This window comes from Reyranella sp., from assembly GCF_052439685.1.
Lineage (GTDB): Bacteria > Pseudomonadota > Alphaproteobacteria > Reyranellales > Reyranellaceae > Reyranella.
Window position 1 is genome coordinate 627,352 of sequence record NZ_JBQVQG010000001.1, and the last position, 17,865, is coordinate 645,216.

17 protein-coding genes and 1 pseudogene are annotated in these 17,865 nt (G+C 67.3%); 11 read left to right on the forward strand and 7 right to left on the reverse strand.

What is annotated here, in order from left to right:
• The first annotated feature begins 73 nt into the window (after positions 1-73).
• Positions 74-1,333: an NAD(P)/FAD-dependent oxidoreductase gene (locus ACT6UX_RS03045; protein ID WP_444773654.1), complete on the forward strand. Its 1,260-nt coding sequence runs from the start codon at positions 74-76 to the stop codon at positions 1,331-1,333.
• Between the two features lie 228 nt (positions 1,334-1,561).
• Here ACT6UX_RS03045 and ACT6UX_RS03050 read toward each other — a convergent pair whose 3' ends face one another.
• Both ACT6UX_RS03050 and ACT6UX_RS03055 read right to left on the reverse strand, forming a co-directional pair.
• On the reverse strand, positions 1,562-2,521 hold the full coding sequence (locus ACT6UX_RS03050; protein ID WP_444773655.1) for a hydroxymethylglutaryl-CoA lyase: 960 nt from the start codon (positions 2,519-2,521) through the stop codon (positions 1,562-1,564).
• 18 nt (positions 2,522-2,539) lie between these two features.
• On the reverse strand, positions 2,540-3,763 hold the full coding sequence (locus tag ACT6UX_RS03055; protein ID WP_444773656.1) for a CaiB/BaiF CoA transferase family protein: 1,224 nt from the start codon (positions 3,761-3,763) through the stop codon (positions 2,540-2,542).
• Positions 3,764-3,873: 110 nt separating this feature from the next.
• Between ACT6UX_RS03055 and ACT6UX_RS03060 the strand changes: the two genes are divergently transcribed.
• Positions 3,874-4,839 (forward strand): LysR substrate-binding domain-containing protein, encoded by a 966-nt coding sequence (locus ACT6UX_RS03060; protein ID WP_444773657.1) that lies wholly within the window; start codon positions 3,874-3,876, stop codon positions 4,837-4,839.
• Positions 4,840-4,842: 3 nt separating this feature from the next.
• On the opposite strand, the gene ACT6UX_RS03065 is transcribed toward ACT6UX_RS03060, so the two are convergent.
• From ACT6UX_RS03065 to ACT6UX_RS03080, 4 genes are all read right to left on the reverse strand, one after another.
• The gene (locus ACT6UX_RS03065; protein ID WP_444773658.1) at positions 4,843-5,691 is read right to left on the reverse strand and encodes an amidohydrolase family protein; all 849 of its coding nucleotides are present in this window, start codon (positions 5,689-5,691) and stop codon (positions 4,843-4,845) included.
• The gene (locus ACT6UX_RS03070; RefSeq protein WP_444773659.1) at positions 5,691-6,653 is read right to left on the reverse strand and encodes a Bug family tripartite tricarboxylate transporter substrate binding protein; all 963 of its coding nucleotides are present in this window, start codon (positions 6,651-6,653) and stop codon (positions 5,691-5,693) included. The genes ACT6UX_RS03065 and ACT6UX_RS03070 overlap by 1 nt, the downstream gene beginning before the upstream one ends.
• Before the next feature lie 44 nt (positions 6,654-6,697).
• Positions 6,698-7,774, reverse strand: coding sequence for a TauD/TfdA family dioxygenase (locus ACT6UX_RS03075; protein ID WP_444773660.1), 1,077 nt, complete (start codon positions 7,772-7,774; stop codon positions 6,698-6,700).
• 100 nt (positions 7,775-7,874) lie between these two features.
• Positions 7,875-8,624 (reverse strand): M48 family metallopeptidase, encoded by a 750-nt coding sequence (locus tag ACT6UX_RS03080; RefSeq protein WP_444773661.1) that lies wholly within the window; start codon positions 8,622-8,624, stop codon positions 7,875-7,877.
• On the opposite strand from ACT6UX_RS03080, the gene ACT6UX_RS03085 reads away from it, so the two are divergent.
• From ACT6UX_RS03085 to ACT6UX_RS03115, 7 genes are all read left to right on the forward strand, one after another.
• Positions 8,623-9,018 carry a carboxymuconolactone decarboxylase family protein gene (locus ACT6UX_RS03085; RefSeq protein WP_444773662.1) on the forward strand — a complete coding sequence of 132 codons (396 nt, stop codon included), beginning with the start codon at positions 8,623-8,625 and terminating at the stop codon, positions 9,016-9,018. The genes ACT6UX_RS03080 and ACT6UX_RS03085 overlap by 2 nt on opposite strands.
• A 1-nt stretch (position 9,019) precedes the next feature.
• A complete protein-coding gene (locus ACT6UX_RS03090) occupies positions 9,020-10,216 on the forward strand; it encodes an aminotransferase class V-fold PLP-dependent enzyme (protein WP_444773663.1) in 1,197 nt (398 codons plus the stop codon).
• 8 nt (positions 10,217-10,224) lie between these two features.
• Entirely contained in the window at positions 10,225-11,193 is a 969-nt protein-coding gene (locus ACT6UX_RS03095) for a LysR family transcriptional regulator (RefSeq protein ID WP_444773664.1), read from the forward strand.
• A 157-nt stretch (positions 11,194-11,350) separates the two neighbouring features.
• A complete protein-coding gene (locus ACT6UX_RS03100; RefSeq protein ID WP_444773665.1) occupies positions 11,351-12,931 on the forward strand; it encodes an ABC transporter substrate-binding protein in 1,581 nt (526 codons plus the stop codon).
• Between the two features lie 11 nt (positions 12,932-12,942).
• Positions 12,943-14,010, forward strand: a complete 1,068-nt coding sequence (gene add, locus ACT6UX_RS03105) for an adenosine deaminase (protein WP_444773666.1) — start codon at positions 12,943-12,945, stop codon at positions 14,008-14,010.
• 138 nt (positions 14,011-14,148) lie between these two features.
• The gene (locus ACT6UX_RS03110) at positions 14,149-14,535 is read left to right on the forward strand and encodes an MAPEG family protein (RefSeq protein WP_444773667.1); all 387 of its coding nucleotides are present in this window, start codon (positions 14,149-14,151) and stop codon (positions 14,533-14,535) included.
• A gap of 91 nt (positions 14,536-14,626) precedes the next feature.
• Positions 14,627-15,496, forward strand: a complete 870-nt coding sequence (locus ACT6UX_RS03115; protein WP_444773668.1) for a YihY/virulence factor BrkB family protein — start codon at positions 14,627-14,629, stop codon at positions 15,494-15,496.
• Positions 15,497-15,510: 14 nt separating this feature from the next.
• On the opposite strand, the gene ACT6UX_RS03120 is transcribed toward ACT6UX_RS03115, so the two are convergent.
• Positions 15,511-16,506, reverse strand: coding sequence for a 2-hydroxyacid dehydrogenase (locus tag ACT6UX_RS03120; protein ID WP_444773669.1), 996 nt, complete (start codon positions 16,504-16,506; stop codon positions 15,511-15,513).
• Between the two features lie 162 nt (positions 16,507-16,668).
• On the opposite strand from ACT6UX_RS03120, the gene ACT6UX_RS03125 reads away from it, so the two are divergent.
• Positions 16,669-17,211 (forward strand): SH3 domain-containing protein, encoded by a 543-nt coding sequence (locus ACT6UX_RS03125; RefSeq protein ID WP_444773670.1) that lies wholly within the window; start codon positions 16,669-16,671, stop codon positions 17,209-17,211.
• A 35-nt stretch (positions 17,212-17,246) separates the two neighbouring features.
• A pseudogene (locus tag ACT6UX_RS03130) lies at positions 17,247-17,865 on the forward strand (hypothetical protein); the annotation flags it as partial.

A 17,865-nucleotide genomic window follows, 5' to 3' on the forward strand; every position in this document is an offset into this window, starting at 1 on the left:
CCTAAATAGGGATTCACAGGGACAAATCAATCGCGACCTCCGGCCCCCGCAGGTGTCGTGCTAACGTCGGCCCATGAGTGAATCAGCCCAGAACGGCCCCGTCATCGTCATCGGCGCCGGAATCGTCGGCGCCGCCACCGCCCGCGCCCTGCAGCGCAACGGCCACAGCGTGACGCTGCTCGACAGCGCCGAGCCCGGCAATGCGACCTCGTTCGGCAATGCCGGCTTCCTGTCCGTCGACAGCCTGATCCCGCTGGCGCGGCCGGCCACGCTGAAGAAGGTCCCGCAGATGCTGATGGATCGCGACGGTCCGCTCACGCTGCATCCGCCCAGCCTGCCCTGGCTGCTGCCCTGGATGGCGCGCTTTGCGCTGGCGGCCCTGAGCCCGACCGAGGTCCAGAAGGGCAAGGACATGTTCCGGCCGCTGATGCTCGAGGCCGACATCGCCTGGAAGGCCGAGATCCAGGCCTCGGGCCTCGGCGAACTGTTCCGCACGCGCGGCGCGCTCTACGTCTACGAGAGCGAGGCGTCGTTCCAGGGCACCGACGAGATGCGCGGCCTGCAATCGGGCAAGGGCACCGAGTTCGAGATCGTCGACGGCAACCGGGCGCGCGAGCTGGCGCCGGGCCTCAGCCCGACCATCATGCGCGGCATCCACTATCCGAACGGCACGCACACGATCAATCCGCACAAGGTGGTCGCGACCCTGGTCGAGCGATTCACGGCCGAGGGCGGCACGGTCGTGCGCGGCCGCGTGCGCGGCTTCCGCCGCGACGGCAACCGCGTGACGTCGGTGCAGCTCACCGACTCGGAGCTGCCGGCCGGTGCCGTGATGATCTCGGCCGGCCGCGCCTCGGGCGAGCTGACGCGTCTGCTCGGCTTCAACGCGCCGCTGGTTGCCGAGCGCGGCTATCATGTCATGGTGGCGCCCGACAATGTGCGCTTCGACCTGCCGGTCAGCCCGCCCGATCGCGGGCTCTTCTTCACGCCGATGTCCGACGGTCTGCGCATCGCCGGCACGGTCGAGCTGGCGGCGCCCCACCAGCCGCCCTCCTGGCATCGCGCCGATCTCCTCAAGAAGCATCTCAAGGACATCTTTCCCGGTGTCGGCGGCGCCGAGCAGAGCCGCTGGATCGGCGAGCGCCCGACCCTGCCCGACTATCGTCCCGCCATCGGCCGCGCACCGCGTCTCGCCAACGTCTATTGCGGCTACGGCCACCAGCATCTCGGCCTGACCTTGGCCACCGCGACGGGCCGCCTGATCGCGCGCCTGATGGAAGGCGAACAGCTGCCGAGCGCGTTGCAGGCCTGCGATCCGGGACGATTCGGTTAGAATCACTCCAGGCGAGATTGAATTGAGCCGAGCATTCAAACACTGACCTCACTCTGAGGAGCGAACGCAGTGAGCGTCTCGAAGGGTGGGCACGAGCACCCCGTCTGTTGCCCATCCTTCGAGACGCCGTGCTTCGCACGGCTCCTCAGGATGAGGTGAATGATTAAATCGAGACAGAGAGACGCTGAGCGTTTGGGCGAAGCGCGGGACCTTTGATTCACAGGTGGTTCATGCAGATTGCTGCCGGAACGCAGTGAGACTGCCGGCGTGGAGCAGCTCGCTGGGCAGGACATGGCCGACGATGCGTTCGGCCATGCGGCCGACTTCGATGAGCCTGTCGAGGTCGACGCCAGTATCGATGCCCATTTCCTCGCAGAGCAGCACCAGCTCCTCGGTCGCGATGTTGCCGGCCGCGCCTTTGTGAGCGGCGAACGGACAGCCGCCCAGACCGCCCACCGTCGAATCGAAGGCGCTCACGCCCATGCGCAGGCCGGCGTGCGCGTTGGCCACGCCCATGCCCCGCGTATCGTGCAGGTGCAACGTGATCTTCTGCTCGGGCCAGCGTTCGCGCACCGCGCCGACCACGCGCTCGATGCGCGGCGGCACCGCCCAGCCCATCGTGTCGGCGAGACCGATGTTGGTGATCCTGGACCCCGCCTCTTCGGCCAGCGCGAAGCCGTCCGCCAGTCCCGACAGCACCTCGTCGACCGTGACCTCGCCCTGGAAATTGCAGCCGAACGCCGCCATCACGCCGATGCGCGTCACCGGGATTCCGTGCGACAGGTGCAACGCCGTCTGGGCGCGCATCGCCTCCATGTTCTGGGCGCGGCTGCGATGCAGGTTCTTGTAGCTGAACCCTTCCGAGGCGCTGAGCGCGATCGAGCCGTAGAGCTTGAGCTTGTCGCGGAACTTCACGGCGCGGGCCAGGCCCTTGTCGTTGAACCACAGCGCGGTGAAGTCGACGCCGGGCGTCGTTCGCACGCGCTCGACGACCTCGTCGGCATCGGCCCAGCCGGGCACGATGCGCTGGCTGACGAAGGAGCAGATCTGGATGTGATGCAGCCCGGTCTCGGCCAGCGCCTCGATCAGCTCGATCTTGTGTTCAGAAGAAATGGGTCCAGGCTCGATCTGGAAGCCCTCGCGAGGACCTTCCTCGTGGATCTCCACCTTGCTCGGCAGATCGCTCATGTTCCGCTCCCGTCCGTTCTAGTGCTGTCCCGTCGCGACGACGCCGCGTTGGTGAAGATCGTGCACCTCCTCGGCCGCGAAACCAAGATCGCGCAGGATCGTCGCCGTGCTCTCGCCGACGGCCTGCGGCTGCTGGCGCAGGCCGAGATCGTGGCCGCCGAGTTCGATCGGCAGGCGCGGCAGCTTGATGCGGCGTCCCTTGCCGAGATCGGTGTCGAGCATGCGACCGCCGGCGTTGAGCTGCGGATCGTCCTGCAGATCCTCGGGCCGGCCGAGCGGCGCGAAGGGCAGGCTTCCTTCCTCGCAGAAGGCGACCATCTGGTCGAGCGTGTGCCGTGCGACGATCTCGGAAATGATCGGCACGAGCTTAGGCCGCCCGATGATGCGGTCCTCGTTGCTGGCCAGCGTCGCGTCGGCCAGCAGATCGGCACGATCGAACAGACGGCAGAACTGCGCCCAGTGCTTGTCGCTGGTGATGCCGAGGAAGAACAGCCGGTCGTCGGCGGTCTTGAACGTCTCGTAGATCGCCCACGCCCCCTGGCGCTCGGGCATCGGCGGCACGGTCCGGCCCGTCACGGCGCCGCCCGCCATGTGCTGGGCCATCAGGAACGCCGCCGATTCGAACAGGGCGGAGCGGACTTCCTGTCCCTTGCCCGTCCGGTTGCGTTCCTGCAGCGCCGCCAGGATGCCGACGACGCCGAACACGCCGCCCATGATGTCGCAGATCGAGGTGCCGGCCCGCAGCGGCCGGCCGGAAGGCCCGGTCATGTAGGCGAGGCCGCTCATGTACTGCACGATCTCGTCGAGCGCCGGCCGCTTCTCGTAAGGGCCGCTCAGGAAACCCTTGAGGGCGCAATAGACGAGGCGCGGATAGTCCTTGGCGAGATCGGCATAGCCGAGGCCCAGCCGCTCCATGGTGCCCGAGGCGAAGTTCTCGATCACGACATCCGACTGGGCGAGCAGCCGATGGATGATCTTCTTTCCCTCCTCCGACTTGATATCGATCGCGAGGCTTCGCTTGTTGCGGTTGAAGGTGCCGAAGAAGCCGGCCGCGAAACCCGCGAGGCGTCGCGTGCGGTCGCCTTCGACCGGCTCGATCTTGATCACCTCGGCGCCGAGATCGGCCAGCACGAGGCCGCAGGACGGCCCCATCACCACATGGCAGAACTCGAGCACGCGAATGCCCTGCAGCGGCAGCGCGACCTGCTGCGCCGCTCCACCGACCGTGCCCTGCTCATCCATGCATTTCTCCCTGCAACGCCATCGTTTCGGCCGGCAACCTTCCAGCGCGGCCGGGCGTCCGCAACCCAGAATCCATGTTAGGTATGGCCAAGGTAAACTTAGCCGCACACATGCCGCCACGCCTCCCTCCGCTCTATGCTCTTCGCGCCTTCGAGGCGGCTGCGCGACAGGGCAGCTTCGTGGCCGCCGCGCAGGAGCTGCACGTCACGGCCGCCGCGATCAGCCAGCAGGTCAAGGCGCTGGAGGACCATCTCGGCATCGCCCTGTTCGACCGCAAGGCGCGCGGCGTGGCCGTCACGGAGGCAGGTCTGCGGTATGGCGCGCGGCTCACGAGCCTGTTCGGTGAGCTGGCCGAAGCGACGCAGGACATCTACCAGCAGAAAGGCGAGGTGCTGACGATCTTCACCTCGCCGACCTTCGCCTCGCGCTGGTTGATCCCGAGGCTGGCCGGGTTCCATCGAGAGCAGCCGGGCCTGCAGGTGCGCGTGCTCGTCGAAAGCAGCAGCGAGCAGCTCGCCTCCCGCGATCTCGACCTGCTCATCCAGTACAGTGACGGCAAACGACCCAGTGCAATCGCGCCGCTGCCGTTTTCGGGGGTCGTCTTCCCCGTGTGTGCGCCATCGCTTCCGCTCCCCGCCGATCCAATGACGGTCGCCGCCCTGCCGGAACTTCCATTGTTGCGGCTCGACGATGCGCGCTTTCCGGCCGGTTTCCACGATTTCGGCTGGCGCCGCTGGTTCCAGGGCGCCAGCCTGCCCTCGCCGCCCGACCCGACCGGGCCTTCCTTCAGTTTCGTGCACATGATGCTCCTGGGCGCCGCGGCCGGTCAGGGTGTTGCCCTGGCATCGCTGGCCCTCGCCGGCGACGACCTGGTGGCCGGCCGCCTCATCCGTCCCGTCGAAACCGAAGTGCCGGTCGAGAACCGCTACTGGATGTTCCATACCGGCGCCGAACGCGGCGGGACGCTGCCGGAGAAGGTGCTGCTGTTCCAGGACTGGCTGATGCGCGAGATCGGCCGGTTCGTTGCCGACTGCGAGACGTCGCGGGTTCCACCCAAACGCCGCCGTCGCGCCTGACGATCAGGCAAGCGCCGGAAAATCGTAAAGGCGCGCCGGGTTCTCCACGAGGACGTGCCGACGCAGATCTTCCTCTCCTATCCAAACGAGCAGCAGCTTCAGATCGGCCAGCTCGTCGACCGGCCCGGTCGCGACGACATGCGGCCAGTCCGTGCCCCAGACCAGACGCTCGGGAGCGATCTGCAGGTAGCGGCGCGCGAGACGGGCGGCATCCTCGTAAGCAGGCGGACCGGTCCGGGAATCCCGATGAAGCTGCGACAGCTTCACCCAGCCGCGCCCTGACTCCAGCAGGCCGGCAATCAACCGGAAGGCCGGATGGGCCTCGGCGTTCGGCTGGGGCACGCGACCGAGATGATCGAGGACGATCGGCGCTTCGAGGTTCTTCAGGACATCCTCCAGCGCGCAGAGTTCGTCGCCCGCGAGATGGAGGTCGATGTGCCAGCCCAGCGCCGCGATCCTGGGCGCCAGCTTCGACATCGTCTCGGCCGAGCCGCCGCCGCCGCCGCCGCCGCGCGACAGGTTGAACCTGATGCCGCGGATGCCGCCCGTGTGGAGACGCTGCAGTTCGGCATCCGAGATGTCGGGCGCGACCACGGCGACACCGCGGGCGCCGGGGCCGAGCCGGGCAACGGCATCGAGCGTGCAGCGATTGTCGGTGCCGTACGACGACGGCTGTACCACCACGCTGCGCTGGATGCCCAGTCGCGCCTTCACGCCTTCGTATCGCGAGATCGAGGCCGGCGGTGGCTGCAGCCTGTCAGCCGCCGTGTAGGCAAAGCGCGGGTCGAAGATGTGGTGATGGCAATCGCAGCTCCCGTCGGGCAGCTCCAGTCCGCCGAGACCCGTCGCCATCATTCCGCCTGGACGAGATTGGCAGCGCGGGCGACGGCACTCCAGCGCTTGAGTTCGCCGGCGACGAACGTGGCGAGTTCCTGCGGCGAGGAGGGACGCGTTTCAACACCGAGGCTGGAGAGCTTGGCCTTCAGGTCGGGACTCTCGAGCGCCTTGACGGCCGCCTGATTGAGCTTGTCGACGATCGGCTGCGGCGTCCCGGCCGGCAGGACGAGGCTGTACCAGATGGAGACGTCGAAGCCGGGCAGGTTCGCCGCCTCTGCCACGGTCGGCACTTCCGGCGCCATCTGCGACCGCTTCGCCGTCGTGACGGCCAGGCCCTTGGCGCGTTTGCTGGTCACGATCGGATAGCCGGTCGGTATCGGGTCGAACATCACCTCGATGCGACCCGCATAGAAGTCGCCATAGGCTTCGGCGGCACCGCGATAGGGCACCGACTCGATCTTGATGCCGGCACGCTCGTTCAGCATCTCGGCCGCGAGCCGGATGGTGTCGGAGACGGTGGCATAGCGCAGTCCGCCGGGCTTCGCCTTCGCGGCGGCGACGAGGTCGCCCAGCGTGTTGAAGGGCGAATTGGGGCCGACCAGGATGATCATCGGCGTCAGGCCGACCAGGGTGACCGGCGCGAAGCTCTTCACCGGATCGTAGGAGAGCTTGGTGCGCGTCGCGGCGTTGATGGCCAGCACCGAGCTGGTCGCAAACAGCACCGTGTAGCCGTCCGGCGGCGCCGTCGCGACCGCCTGGGCACCGATGATGGCGCTGGCGCCGGGCTTGTTGTCGACCACGACGGGCTGACCCAGCACCTGCGAAAGTTCCTGCGCGACATGCCGGCCGACCACGTCGGTCGCACCGCCCGCCGGGAACGGAATGACGAAGCGGACGGGCTTGTCGGGGTAGGTCTGCGCCGATGCCGGCAGAGCAAGCGCGAGCACGAGGCCCAGCGCCCCAAGCAGTCTGGTCATGTTTCTTCCCTTCTTGAGATTTTGCGGCGATGGCCGAAAGAGCTTCAGCCTGCCTGTTGGGCTGCGAGCTTGCCGGTCAGCTCCGCGAGCTGGACCGACGGCAGCTCCATCATGGGCCGTCGCCCCCGCGCCCAGGCCGACTGCTCGGCCGGGGTGGAGAATTGCTGAGGCTCGGGCAACGAAGGCCAATCCGGCACGCGCAACCACAGCCGCATGAGATGCCGGCGGCGTTCCAGCGGCTTTTCGTCGACATAGTCGGTTCGCCCGTGGAGGATCGTGCGGTTGTTCAGGAACTGGATGTCGCCGACGTCGAAATCCATGTCGATGAAGAACTCGTCGGAGGTCGCGAGCTTCTCGACGGCGTAGATCGCTTCCCATTCGATCTCGCTCAGCGACGAGTCGCCGGCCTGTTCGGCGCGAATGGCGTAGGTTGGCAGGAAATAGCAGGAGATCTCACCCTGCTGGGCCGCAAAGCTCGGGATGCGGTGCGGGCTGAGATGGCGTCCGGCGACGCGACCATCCTCCTCGCCGCGACGGAACTGGAAGCCCCGCTCCAGCACCGCCATCAGGTCGGGTCGGGTTGCGCGCAGGGCGTCGTAGATGGCGGTCGCGCTCGCGACGCGCGACGCGCCACCGCTCGAGGAGCGGCGCAGACACATCAGGCCGACGACGTCGCACAGGTCGGTGGAATCGACATGCATTGCCAACTCGCCACCCTTGCGGTAGCCGCGCGACTTCGGTTCGATCTCCGCGACGTTGATCACGTGGCCCAGCAGGTCGCCGAGATACGACTGCACCATCGGCACACCGAGATGGCAGCCCAGGCCGAAATAGATGCGCGCCACATCGTCGGGCTCATAGCGCTCGATCGGCAGGCCGCGCAGCATGGCAAAGCCCGGGCCCGTCCGCAGCGTCTTGCGCAGATCCTTCATCAGATGCCCGACCCGATCGAGCGGGAACCGCTCCGCCGTGATCTGGGGCAGGTCGAGGTCGCCGAGGCCGCGCAGATGCTTCAGGGCCGCCTCGATCTCGTCGATCTCGTCCGCCGAGAAGACATGAAGACCCTGTTCCCGCCAGTCGATCTCCGATGCCTTCCAGGGCATCTGTTTTGCGCCAGACATGTCGTTCCTCCGTTGTCCGTCAGGATCGACGCACACCTTGTGAGGGACAACGAAGAATTCATGCGCCGTATGGCTTAGCGCTTCTTAGGCTTGCCAGGCTTCAGCCGCCGTATTGCAGCAGCGTCTCGCCGTTCTTCTTGAGCCAGGCCTGCGGCCCCTCGATGGGCCCGTCGCACAAGGTTCGCGCCAGCGCCCAGAAGCGCGTGCTGTGGTTCAGGTGGACCAGATGGGCCGCCTCGTGGGCGACGAGATAGTCGAGCACCTCGGGCGGCGCGAACACCAGCCGCCACGAAAAGGAGAGCGAGGCATCGGGCCCGCAGCTTCCCCAGCGCGAGCGCGTGTCGCGCACCGAGATGCGCTTCACCGGCCGCTCGGCTCGCGTGGCCTTGGCATGGACCCGCGGCATCAGCTCCTTCTTCAGCTCGCCGACCAGCCAGTCCTTCACCCGGCGCGACACGTGTTCGGCCCGGCCCGCGACATGGATCTCGCTGCCCTCGCGCCACACCGTGCCGCGGGCGTCAGGGCGATGTCTCAGGCGATGCGGCACGCCGAACAGAGGGATTTCCGCGCCGTCGACGAAGGGCCGTCGCTCCGGCAGGCGCTCGAGGCGCGCGGCGATCCAGCCGGCCTGGGTTTCGGCGAAGCCCACGGCCGTGCCGCGCGCCATGCGCAGCGGCGCCGTCAGCACGATCCTCCGGTTGGCCGGATCGACCCGCAGCGAGGCGCGCCGCGCGCGGGCATTGCGCACGAAGGTGACGGAAAGCGTGTCGCCGGCATGAGCAATGGTCAGTTGCTCGGGCTCCGGCGTCGCTTTAGGCAGGAAACGGCTGAACCAGGAGGAAGACGACATGTCCGAAGAACAGGCTCACAAGACGCTCAGCGATGCAGGACGAAAGGTCCTTTCGGAGGTTCTGGGCGAATCCTATCTCGCCAAGCGCGACGCGACCAACAACGATTTCTGGGGTCCGGTCCGCGGCTTCTCCGAGGAGTTCGCCTACGCCTCGCTGTGGACCCGCGACGGGCTCGACCGCAAGCAGCGCAGCATGATCACCATCGCCATGCTCTGCGCGCTGAACCGGCCGCACGAGCTCAAGATCCACCTGGTCGGCGCGCTGAACAACGGCTGCACCAAGGTCGAGCTGCGCGAGATCTTCACCCACGCCATCGCCTATTGCGGCTTCCCGGCCGCCATCGACGCGCTGCGCGTCGCCGAGGACGTGCTGAAGGAACAGGGGAAGTTCTGACATGGCCCTCGACGCCCCCAAACTCGACGTCGAGCGGATCCGCGCCGAGACGCCGGGCTGCGCCCACGTGCTGCATCTCAACGCCGCGGGCTCGTCGCTGCCCAGCCGCCGCACGCTCGACGCCACCCTCGACCATCTGCGGCTCGAGGCCGAGATCGGCGGCTACGAGGCGGCCGACCGGGCGCGTCCCGTGCTCGATGGCTTCTACCCCTCGGTCGCTACGCTGATCGGCGCCGAGCCCGGCGAGATCGCCTATGTCGAGAACGCCACGCGCGGCTGGGACCTCGCCTTCTATTCCCTCGACTTCAAGCCGGGCGACCGCATCCTGACCTGCGTCAGCGAGTATTCGTCGAACTACATCTCCTACCTGCAGGTGGCGAAGAAGACCGGCGCCGAGATCGTGGTCGTGCCCGACGACAGGCACGGCCAGATCGACCTCGCGGCCCTGGAGCGCGCCATCGACAAGCGCACCAGGCTGGTCTCGATCTCCCACATCCCGACCCAGGGCGGGCTGGTGCAGCCGGCCGAGGCGGTCGGCAAGATCGTGAACGATGCCGGCATCCTCTACCTGCTCGATGCCTGCCAGTCGGTCGGCATGATGCCGATCGACGTGAAGAGGATCGGCTGCGACTTCCTTTCGGCCACCGGCCGCAAGTACATGCGCGGGCCGCGCGGCACCGGCTTCCTCTATGCCCGCACGCGCAGCACCTCGCAGATCGAGCCGATCTTCCTCGACAATCACGCCGCGCGCTGGACCGGCGACAACGAGTACACGGTGATGGGCGACGCCAAGCGCTTCGAGAACTGGGAGCGCTATTTCGCCGGCGTGATCGGCCTCAAGGTCGCTGCCGACCAGGCGAACGAGCTCGGCATGCCGGCGATCTGGGCGCGCCTGCGTCAGCTGGCCGACGGCCTGCGCGAGCGGCTGAAGACGGTGCCGGGCGTGACCCTGGCCGATCTCGGGGTCACCAAGGGCGCCATCGTCACCTTCGCCGTCGCCGGCAAGGAGCATGGGGCGCTGAAGCAGCAGCTTCGCGACCAGGGCATCAACGTCTCGGTCTCGACGCAGTTCTCCTCGCGCCTCGACCTCAAGGGACGCGGCCTCAAGGACGTGATGCGCGCCTCGGTGCACATCTACAACACCGACGAGGAACTCGACCGCTTCGTCGCGGCGCTGCGGCCGCTCGCGGCCGGATAGGTCGCACCATGCCGATCATTGCGCCGTCGGCATCGTGGCTGTTGGTCGTCGCAGAGACCGGCTCGATCCGACGCGCGGCGACGCGGCTCAACCTCTCGCCGTCGGCGGTGAACCGGCAGATCCTGAACCTCGAGGCCGAGTATGGCGCGGCGCTGTTCGAGCGCCTGCCGCGCGGCATGCGGCTGACGCCCGCCGGCCAGATGGTGGTGGCCGAAGTCCAGCGCTGGCAGCACGACCACGCGCAGCTCGTGCAGCATATCGGCCAGCTCCGCAGCATGGTGCGCGGCCATGCCTCGCTCGGCCTCATGGAAAGCTTCTCGCGCACCGTCGTGTCGCGGCTGATGAGCCACATGCGCGAACGCCAGTCCCTGGTCTCGCTCGAGGTGCTGATGGGCGGCACGGCGGAGATCGTCGACCGGCTGATCGCGGGCAGGCTCGACCTCGCCATCTGCTACGCCGTGCCCAAGATGCCGGAGATCCGCGTGCTGGCCTCGATCCAGCCCAGCTCCGGGATCGTCGTGGCGCGCGATCATCCGCTGGCCGGCCGCAAGTCGATCCGGCTGGCCGAGTGCGCCAACTACAGTTTCGTCTTTCCCGATTCCTCGCTCACCTCGCGGCGCATCCTCGAAACCGCGCTGGAGCGCGCCAAGGTGCATTTCGCCGGCGTCGTCACGACCAATTCCGTCGAGGTGATGAAGATGCTGGTGCGCGAACACCGCCAGATCGCGCTGCTCAGCCTGCCCGACATCGGCGCGGACCTCGCGGACCGCGACCTCGTGCACATCCCGCTGGCGGACCGCCACGTCCGCGGCTCGCACCTGTCGCTGATCGCACCGCGCCATGCCAAGCCGTCTCCGGTCGCTTCCATGCTCGCGGAATTCCTGCGCGAAGAATTGCAGGGCCTGCCGGCACGCCGCGCCTGGACCGGCAGCCTGCGGGAAGTCGGTCGGACAAAGGCGGGACGCAACCGGTCCTGAAGAGATCGTAGGCCCACCGTACGAAAAAACCGCACACTCCGTCCCGAATCTAATGCTTTTCAGCACCGCGGAGCGCCCGTCATGCTCAGGGGCCGAACGGGACGGCGTGCGTGGCATGACGCGTGCACCGCCGGCTTCCGAATCGAGGACCCTCTGCATGACCCATTTTCGCTCCTGGTCGCTGGCTGCGCTCGCCGCCTCCACCCTTATGGCCGCCCTGCCCGCGCAGGCGCAGGCGCCCGCCAAGACCCTGACGGTCGCGCCCGAGACGCTGAGCCGCGTCCTCGACCCGCATTTCACGACGTCCTTCACGACGCGCGACCTGGGCTATCTGATCTACGACACGCTGTTCGCGATCGACGACAAGTTCGAGCCCAAGCCGCAAATGGTCGGCAGCTATACGATCAGCCCCGACAAGCTCACCTACACCTTCGTGCTGCGGCCGGGCCTGAAATGGCACGACGGCCAGCCGGTCACGGCCGCGGACTGCGTCGCCTCGATCCGGCGCTGGGCCTCACGCGACAGCATGGGCCAGACGCTGGCCAGGTTCACCGCCTCGCTCGAAGCGGCCGACGCCAATACGATCAAGCTGGTGCTCAAGGAGCCCTACGGGCTGGTGCTCGACAGCCTGGCCAAGATCGGCGCGCCCGTGCCGTTCATGATGCCGGAACGCATTGCGAAGACGCCCGGCAGCGAGCAGGTGAAGGAGATCGTCGGCTCCGGCCCCTACAAGTTCCGCGCCGACCTGCATGAGCCCGGCGTGAAGATCGTCCTCGACAAGTTCGCCGACTACAAGCCGCGCAGCGAGCCGCCCAACTGGGCGTCCGGCGCCAAGATCGCGAAGATGGACCGGGTCGAGATGCTGGGCATGCCCGATGCACAGACCCAGGTGAGCGCGCTCATCAGGGGCGAGGTCGACTATCTCGAACGGGTGCCAGCCGACCTGCTGCCGCTGTTTGACGCGAAATCCGGGGCCAAGGCCGAGGTCGTGAGCAAGTACGGCTTCCAGGCCATCATGCGCATGAATCACCTGCAGCCGCCGTTCGACAATCTCAAGGTGCGCCAGGCCATCGCCCGCGCCGTCGACCGGTCGATGTACGCCGGCGTGGTAGCCGGCGATCCGAAGTTCGCCACCGATTGCGCCGCCATCTTCGGCTGCGGCATGCCCTACGAGAGCAAGGCCGGCATCCCGTCGCGCGATATCGCTGCCGCCAAGGCGATGCTGAAGGAAGCAAACGTCGATATGTCGAAGCCGCTGGTGATGCTGCACGTCGCCAACGCGCCGGGCATTGCGGCGCTGGGCAACGTCACGCGCCAGGTGCTGGTCGATCTCGGCTTCAAGGTCGACATGGTGTCGATGGACTTCCAGACCTTCGCGACGCGCCGGCTCAACACCGGACCGGTCGACAAGGGCGGCTGGAACCTCGCCCACACGACCAACTCCGTGCCCGACCAGGGCAACCCGCTCAGCAACCCGTTCCTCGTCGCCTCGGGTCCGCCCGCGTCGGCCTGGGGCTGGCCGAAGGACGAGAAGACCGAGGAGCTGCGGCTGAAATTCGCCACCGCGCCCGACGAGGCGGCGCGCAAGACGATCGCGACCGAGATCCAGGTCCGCGCCTACGAGCAGGTGCTCTATCTGCCGCTGGCCCAGTTCACGACGCCGTCGGCCTGGCGCAACAACCTCGAAGGCGTGCTGAAGTCGCCGGTCATGCTGCTCTACAACATCGAGAAGAAGTGAGGATCGCCGCCATGGCGAAAGCGGTTGCCGACGATTACCTGCGGCGCATTCCGAAAGCCGAGCTGCACTGCCACCTCGCCGGCACCCTGCGCGCGACGACGGTCGCCGAGCTGGCGAAGAAGTACGGGCTGCCATTGCCGCGGCCGGCCGAGCAGCTCTACCAGTGGCCCAACTTCGACGGGTTCCTCGAAATCCTGCGCCTCACCGCCTCGGTGCTGCGCACGCCGGAGGATTTCAGCCGCGCGATCTACGAATATTGCGAGGACGCCAGCCGCGATGGCAACCTGCGGCACGTCGAGTTCTTCTTCAATCCCGACTATTTCTATCCCAACGGCATCGACTATCCGTCGATGGTGGCCGGCATGGCCGACGGCATCGAGCGCGTGGGCCGCGACTTCGGCATCTCGGCCCGGCTGATCTGCTGCATCGACCGCTCGATCAACTCGCCCGCCCAGGCCGTCGAGATCGTCGAGACCGCGCTCGCGCATCGCCACGAGCTGGTGATCGGCATCGGCCTGGACGGCAATGAGAGCGTCGGTCCGCCCGCCATCTTCGCCGAGGCCTATGCGCTGGCCCGCAAGGGCGGGCTGCGCTGCACGGCCCATTGCTGCGAGGACTATCTCACGCCGCTGGAAGCGCCGCCGACCAACTACCTGATCTGCCGCGACGTGCTGCGCTGCGACCGCATCGACCACGGCTACAACATGCTGGCATCGGACTACGTGATGAGCGAGGCGCGAAAAGACGGGCTTTATTTCACGCCCTGCGCCTGGACGAGCCTTTTGCACAATCGACCTCACCGGCCGCAGCGCATCCGCCGCATGGTCGAGGCCGGATTGAACGTGACCATCAACACCGACGATCCGGCGATGTTCGGAACGAACCTCGGCCACGGCTTCGCGACCCTGTTCGAAACGATCGGCTGGGGCCCCGACAAGGCCCGGCTGTTCAGCCTGAATTCGGTCGAGGCCTCGTGGCTGGACGAGAGCGCCAAGGCGAGGATGCGGATCGACTTCCGCCGCCAGATCGCCGCGCTCGACCAGGAATTCGGTTACGAGAACGCCGCCACGCCAGTCTAGGACCATTCCGCTTCTGGGAAGACTGCTGGCATTCAGCCCCGGTCGGAAAAGACTCCGGCCACGCCGGATCGCACGTCTCCCGCTGGTCTTGATCCGGAATGGCCATAGAATGGCGCCGGATCGAGAGGGAGGCTGCCAGTGCCCGTGTTCTTCGTTTGCGCCGGGCTGTTGGGCCTGCTGGCGGTGGCGCTGACCGTCAAGGTCGGCCTGATGCGCGGCCGCAAGAAGATCAGCCTGGGCGATGGCGGCGATGCGGAGATGCAGGCTGCCGTGCGGGCGCATGGCAACCTGATGGAGCTGGCGCCGATCACCCTGCTGATGATCTACATGGCGGGTGACTTCTACGGCTTCTCGACCGTGGCGGCGCTGTCGGTGGTGCTGCTGGTCGCGCGTGTCCTGCATGCCGGCGGAATGCTGGGCCTGATCCCCCGGGGCCGCCTGTTGGGAACCCTCGGCTCGACGGCGATCCTGGGCCTCTCGTCGATCCTGCTCGCGATCGCCGGTCTCGGCCTCAAGCAATACTGATCGGCAGGGAAGTGGCCGTGATGCAAAGACCGGCAACCGGGCGACCGGTTCAGACGTACTATCCCATCGCCATCGCTCAATTGCCCCGAACATGATCACCACGCTCTGGCGGATCGCCTACGAGGCCGGTTACGGCTACTTCGCGAACCGGCTCTCGACCTCGGCCGCGGCCATGGCGTTCTACACCATGTTCGCGCTCGGCCCGATCATGATCTTCACCATCGCCATCGCCGAACCGTTCGTCGGCCGGTTCATGGCGCAGGAGACGATCTTCGATGCGCTGGGCACCATCGTGGCGCAGGACCAGTTGCGCACGATACGTCGCTTCGCCTCCGAGGACCTGTTCCGCGGCGGCGGCATAGCAGCGCTCGTCGGTGCCGCGGTGCTGCTCTACACCGGCACCCGCGTCTTCGTGGAACTGGACGACGGCATCGACGCGATCTGGCGGGACAACAAGGGCCCGACGGTGCATCCGGTCTTGGCCAGCCTGAAGTCGCGGCTGCTCGCCGTGCTGCTGATGATCGTGCTGGGCGTCCTGTTGATCGTCGTCATCCTGGCGAGCGTGCTGATCTCGGCCTATGCCGGCGTGCTCGAAAGATTCCCCATCCTCGGTGTCTGGATCGGTCCGGCGATCTCGACCTCGGTGCACTATGGCCTGCTCTCGGGCTTCTTCACGCTGATCTACAAGTGGCTGCCGACGGGCCGCGTCCCCTGGCGCTACGCGCTGATCGGCGGCCTGGTGAACGCGCTGCTCTTTGCGGTCGGCAACCGCGCGCTGGTGTTCTATTTCGAGGTGACCCAGCTCACCTCGGCGTTCGGCGCCACCGCGGGCTTCGCGGCCATCATGGTCTGGATGTACTGGACGTCGCTCACCATCCTGATCGGCGCCCAGGTCGGGCGCGCTACGCGCGACGTGCTGATCGACAATCGCGCGCGTGAGATGGTCGAGGGGGATTTATAGCGCGTGTGAACGCGCTAGAACATCGTCGCAAGCACGCGGTCCGGCGGCTTGTGGCCGTCGGCGAAGGTCTTGATGTTGATCAGGACCTTCTCGCCCATCTCGATGCGGCCCTCGAGCGTGGCTGAGCCCATGTGCGGCAGCAGCACCACGCGATCGAGCTCGAGCAGCTTCGGGTTCACCTGCGGCTCGTTCTCGTAGACGTCGAGGCCGGCGCTGGCCATCTCGCCCGCCTTCAGCATGCGCACCATCGCATTCTCGTCGATCACCTCGCCGCGCGCCGTGTTCACGAGAATCGAGGTCGGCTTCATCAGCTTGAGACGACGCGCCGAGAGAAGGTGGAAGGTCGCGGGCGTGTGCGGGCAGTTGACGGACACGATGTCCATGCGCGCCAGCATCTGGTCGAGGCTCTCCCAATAGGTCGCCTCGAGCTCGCGCTCGATCTCGCCGTGCACGCGCTTGCGATTGTGATAGTGGATGGCGAGGCCGAAGCCGCGCGCGCGACGCGCCAGCGCCTGGCCGATGCGACCCATGCCGACGATGCCCAGCCGCTTGCCCTGCAGGCGGGCGCCGAGCATCGACGTCGGACTCCAGCCGGACCACTTTCCGCTGCGCACCAGCCGCTCGCCCTCGCCGACGCGCCGCGCCGTGGCCAGGACCAGCGCCATCGCCATGTCGGCGGTGTCTTCGGTCAGCACGCCCGGCGTGTTGGTGACGGTGATGCCGCGCTGGCGGGCGGTATCGAGATCGATGTGGTCGACGCCGGTGCCGAACGAGGCGATCAGCTTCAGCTTCGGACCGGCTTGCGACAGCACGCGGGCGTCGATTCGGTCGGTGACCGTGGGCACGAGCACGTCGGCCGTCTTCACGGCCTCGACGAGCTGGGGACCGGTCATCGGCTTGTCGTCGGCATTGAGGCGCGTCTCGAACAGCTCCATCAGACGCGTCTCGATGGCGTCGGGGAGCTTCCGGGTGACGATCACCAGCGGCTTCTTCTTGGAAGGGGACGGCATGTGCGAAATGGGACCGGCGCTGGCTCGAACAGTGACTGAGCCGGATTACCAAGTCCGCGCGCGTTTTGTCCAGCAAACGCCCCTGCCTATTTGCAAGCCAGAAAGTCGCGCCTTTTCAGGAGCTTGTCGCTGGATATGGAGATTTGAGGTATATAGGGCCCGATGGGAATTCGATCGTCGGTCCTGCTTTCCGCCCTGTCCGTGGCTCTGGTGGCATTTTCCCTGCCCCAGGCAGGTGGCAACGCAGCCCTCGCCGCCCCCGAAAAATCGGCCAGTACCCAGCGCAAAGGCTCCGGCCTGCCGATCCCGCGTTTCGCCTCCCTGCGCTCGGACGAGGTCAATGTCCGCACAGGACCGGGCTCACGCTATCCCGTCGACTGGGTCTTCAAGCGCAAGGCCATGCCTGTCGAGATCGTCGCGGAATACGAGAACTGGCGCAAAATTCGCGATTGGCAGGGGGCGAGCGGCTGGGTCCACCAGAGCCTGCTCACCGGCAAGCGCAGCTTCATCATCGCGGCAAAGGCCGCGAGCTTGCACAAGACTCCGGCCGCGTCGGCCGAAGTCGTGGCCAAGCTGGAGCCCGAAGTCCTGGGCGAAATCCGCTCGTGTGCCGGCGACTGGTGCCGGGTCAAGGTTTCCGGCGTAACCGGCTGGATCGAACGGAGCGGCATGTGGGGCGTCTACAAATCCGAGCCGATCAACTAGCGGCCCGCCCGGCCGCCTCGTAGAACGGGGTCATCGTGACCCACGACGTCAGTTTCACCGCCTCCCGTTTCGAGCACATGCCGCCCGCCGCCGTGGCGCTGGCGGTCCTGCTGCATGTCGCCGTGGGGCTGACGCTGTTCTGGATCTCGCCGCTGCGTCCGATCGATCAGTTCGAGGATGCAATCGAGGTCTCGATGGAGGACCCGGAGGCACCGCCGGTGGTCGCCGAAAAGGCCCCAGAACCCGTGGCCCAGCCGGCAACGCCGAGCCCGCCGCCTGCGCCTACGCCGACACCCACCCCACAGCAGCCTCAGACGCCGCCCATGCGGCTCGGTCTCCCGCCGCCGCCCGCTGAGCGCAGCACGAATCCCCGCGACGTCGCGGGAGCGGAAAAGCCGGCGCCGCGCGCCACGGACATGCCGACGCCCGACACGGTGCAGGAGGCCGGCCCCAAGGACGAGCCGAAGCCAGAGGAGCCGAAGCAGGAGGAGCCGAAGCAGGAAGCCGCGAAGGAGGAACCGACACCGCAGCCGCCCGAGCCGCCGCCCCAGCAGCAGGCGCTTGCCCAGGCGGAGCCGTCGCCTCCGCCGCCGCCGCAGCAGCAGGCCCTGGCCAAGCCGGAGCCTCCGGCGCCGCCCCCTCCCTCGCTGGAGC

Coding starts and splice junctions, on each gene's coding strand:
- ACT6UX_RS03065 (WP_444773658.1), bottom strand. CDS start 5,691: ATGGCGACGGGTCTCGGCGGACTGGAGCTGCCCGACGGGAGCTGCGAT.
- ACT6UX_RS03080 (WP_444773661.1), bottom strand. CDS start 8,624: ATGTCGTCTTCCTCCTGGTTCAGCCGTTTCCTGCCTAAAGCGACGCCG.
- ACT6UX_RS03045 (WP_444773654.1), top strand. CDS start 74: ATGAGTGAATCAGCCCAGAACGGCCCCGTCATCGTCATCGGCGCCGGA.
- ACT6UX_RS03085 (WP_444773662.1), top strand. CDS start 8,623: ATGTCCGAAGAACAGGCTCACAAGACGCTCAGCGATGCAGGACGAAAG.
- ACT6UX_RS03120 (WP_444773669.1), bottom strand. CDS start 16,506: ATGCCGTCCCCTTCCAAGAAGAAGCCGCTGGTGATCGTCACCCGGAAG.
- ACT6UX_RS03070 (WP_444773659.1), bottom strand. CDS start 6,653: ATGACCAGACTGCTTGGGGCGCTGGGCCTCGTGCTCGCGCTTGCTCTG.
- add (WP_444773666.1), top strand. CDS start 12,943: ATGGCGAAAGCGGTTGCCGACGATTACCTGCGGCGCATTCCGAAAGCC.
- ACT6UX_RS03095 (WP_444773664.1), top strand. CDS start 10,225: ATGCCGATCATTGCGCCGTCGGCATCGTGGCTGTTGGTCGTCGCAGAG.
- ACT6UX_RS03090 (WP_444773663.1), top strand. CDS start 9,020: ATGGCCCTCGACGCCCCCAAACTCGACGTCGAGCGGATCCGCGCCGAG.
- ACT6UX_RS03100 (WP_444773665.1), top strand. CDS start 11,351: ATGACCCATTTTCGCTCCTGGTCGCTGGCTGCGCTCGCCGCCTCCACC.
- ACT6UX_RS03075 (WP_444773660.1), bottom strand. CDS start 7,774: ATGTCTGGCGCAAAACAGATGCCCTGGAAGGCATCGGAGATCGACTGG.
- ACT6UX_RS03055 (WP_444773656.1), bottom strand. CDS start 3,763: ATGGATGAGCAGGGCACGGTCGGTGGAGCGGCGCAGCAGGTCGCGCTG.
- ACT6UX_RS03050 (WP_444773655.1), bottom strand. CDS start 2,521: ATGAGCGATCTGCCGAGCAAGGTGGAGATCCACGAGGAAGGTCCTCGC.
- ACT6UX_RS03060 (WP_444773657.1), top strand. CDS start 3,874: ATGCCGCCACGCCTCCCTCCGCTCTATGCTCTTCGCGCCTTCGAGGCG.
- ACT6UX_RS03125 (WP_444773670.1), top strand. CDS start 16,669: ATGGGAATTCGATCGTCGGTCCTGCTTTCCGCCCTGTCCGTGGCTCTG.
- ACT6UX_RS03115 (WP_444773668.1), top strand. CDS start 14,627: ATGATCACCACGCTCTGGCGGATCGCCTACGAGGCCGGTTACGGCTAC.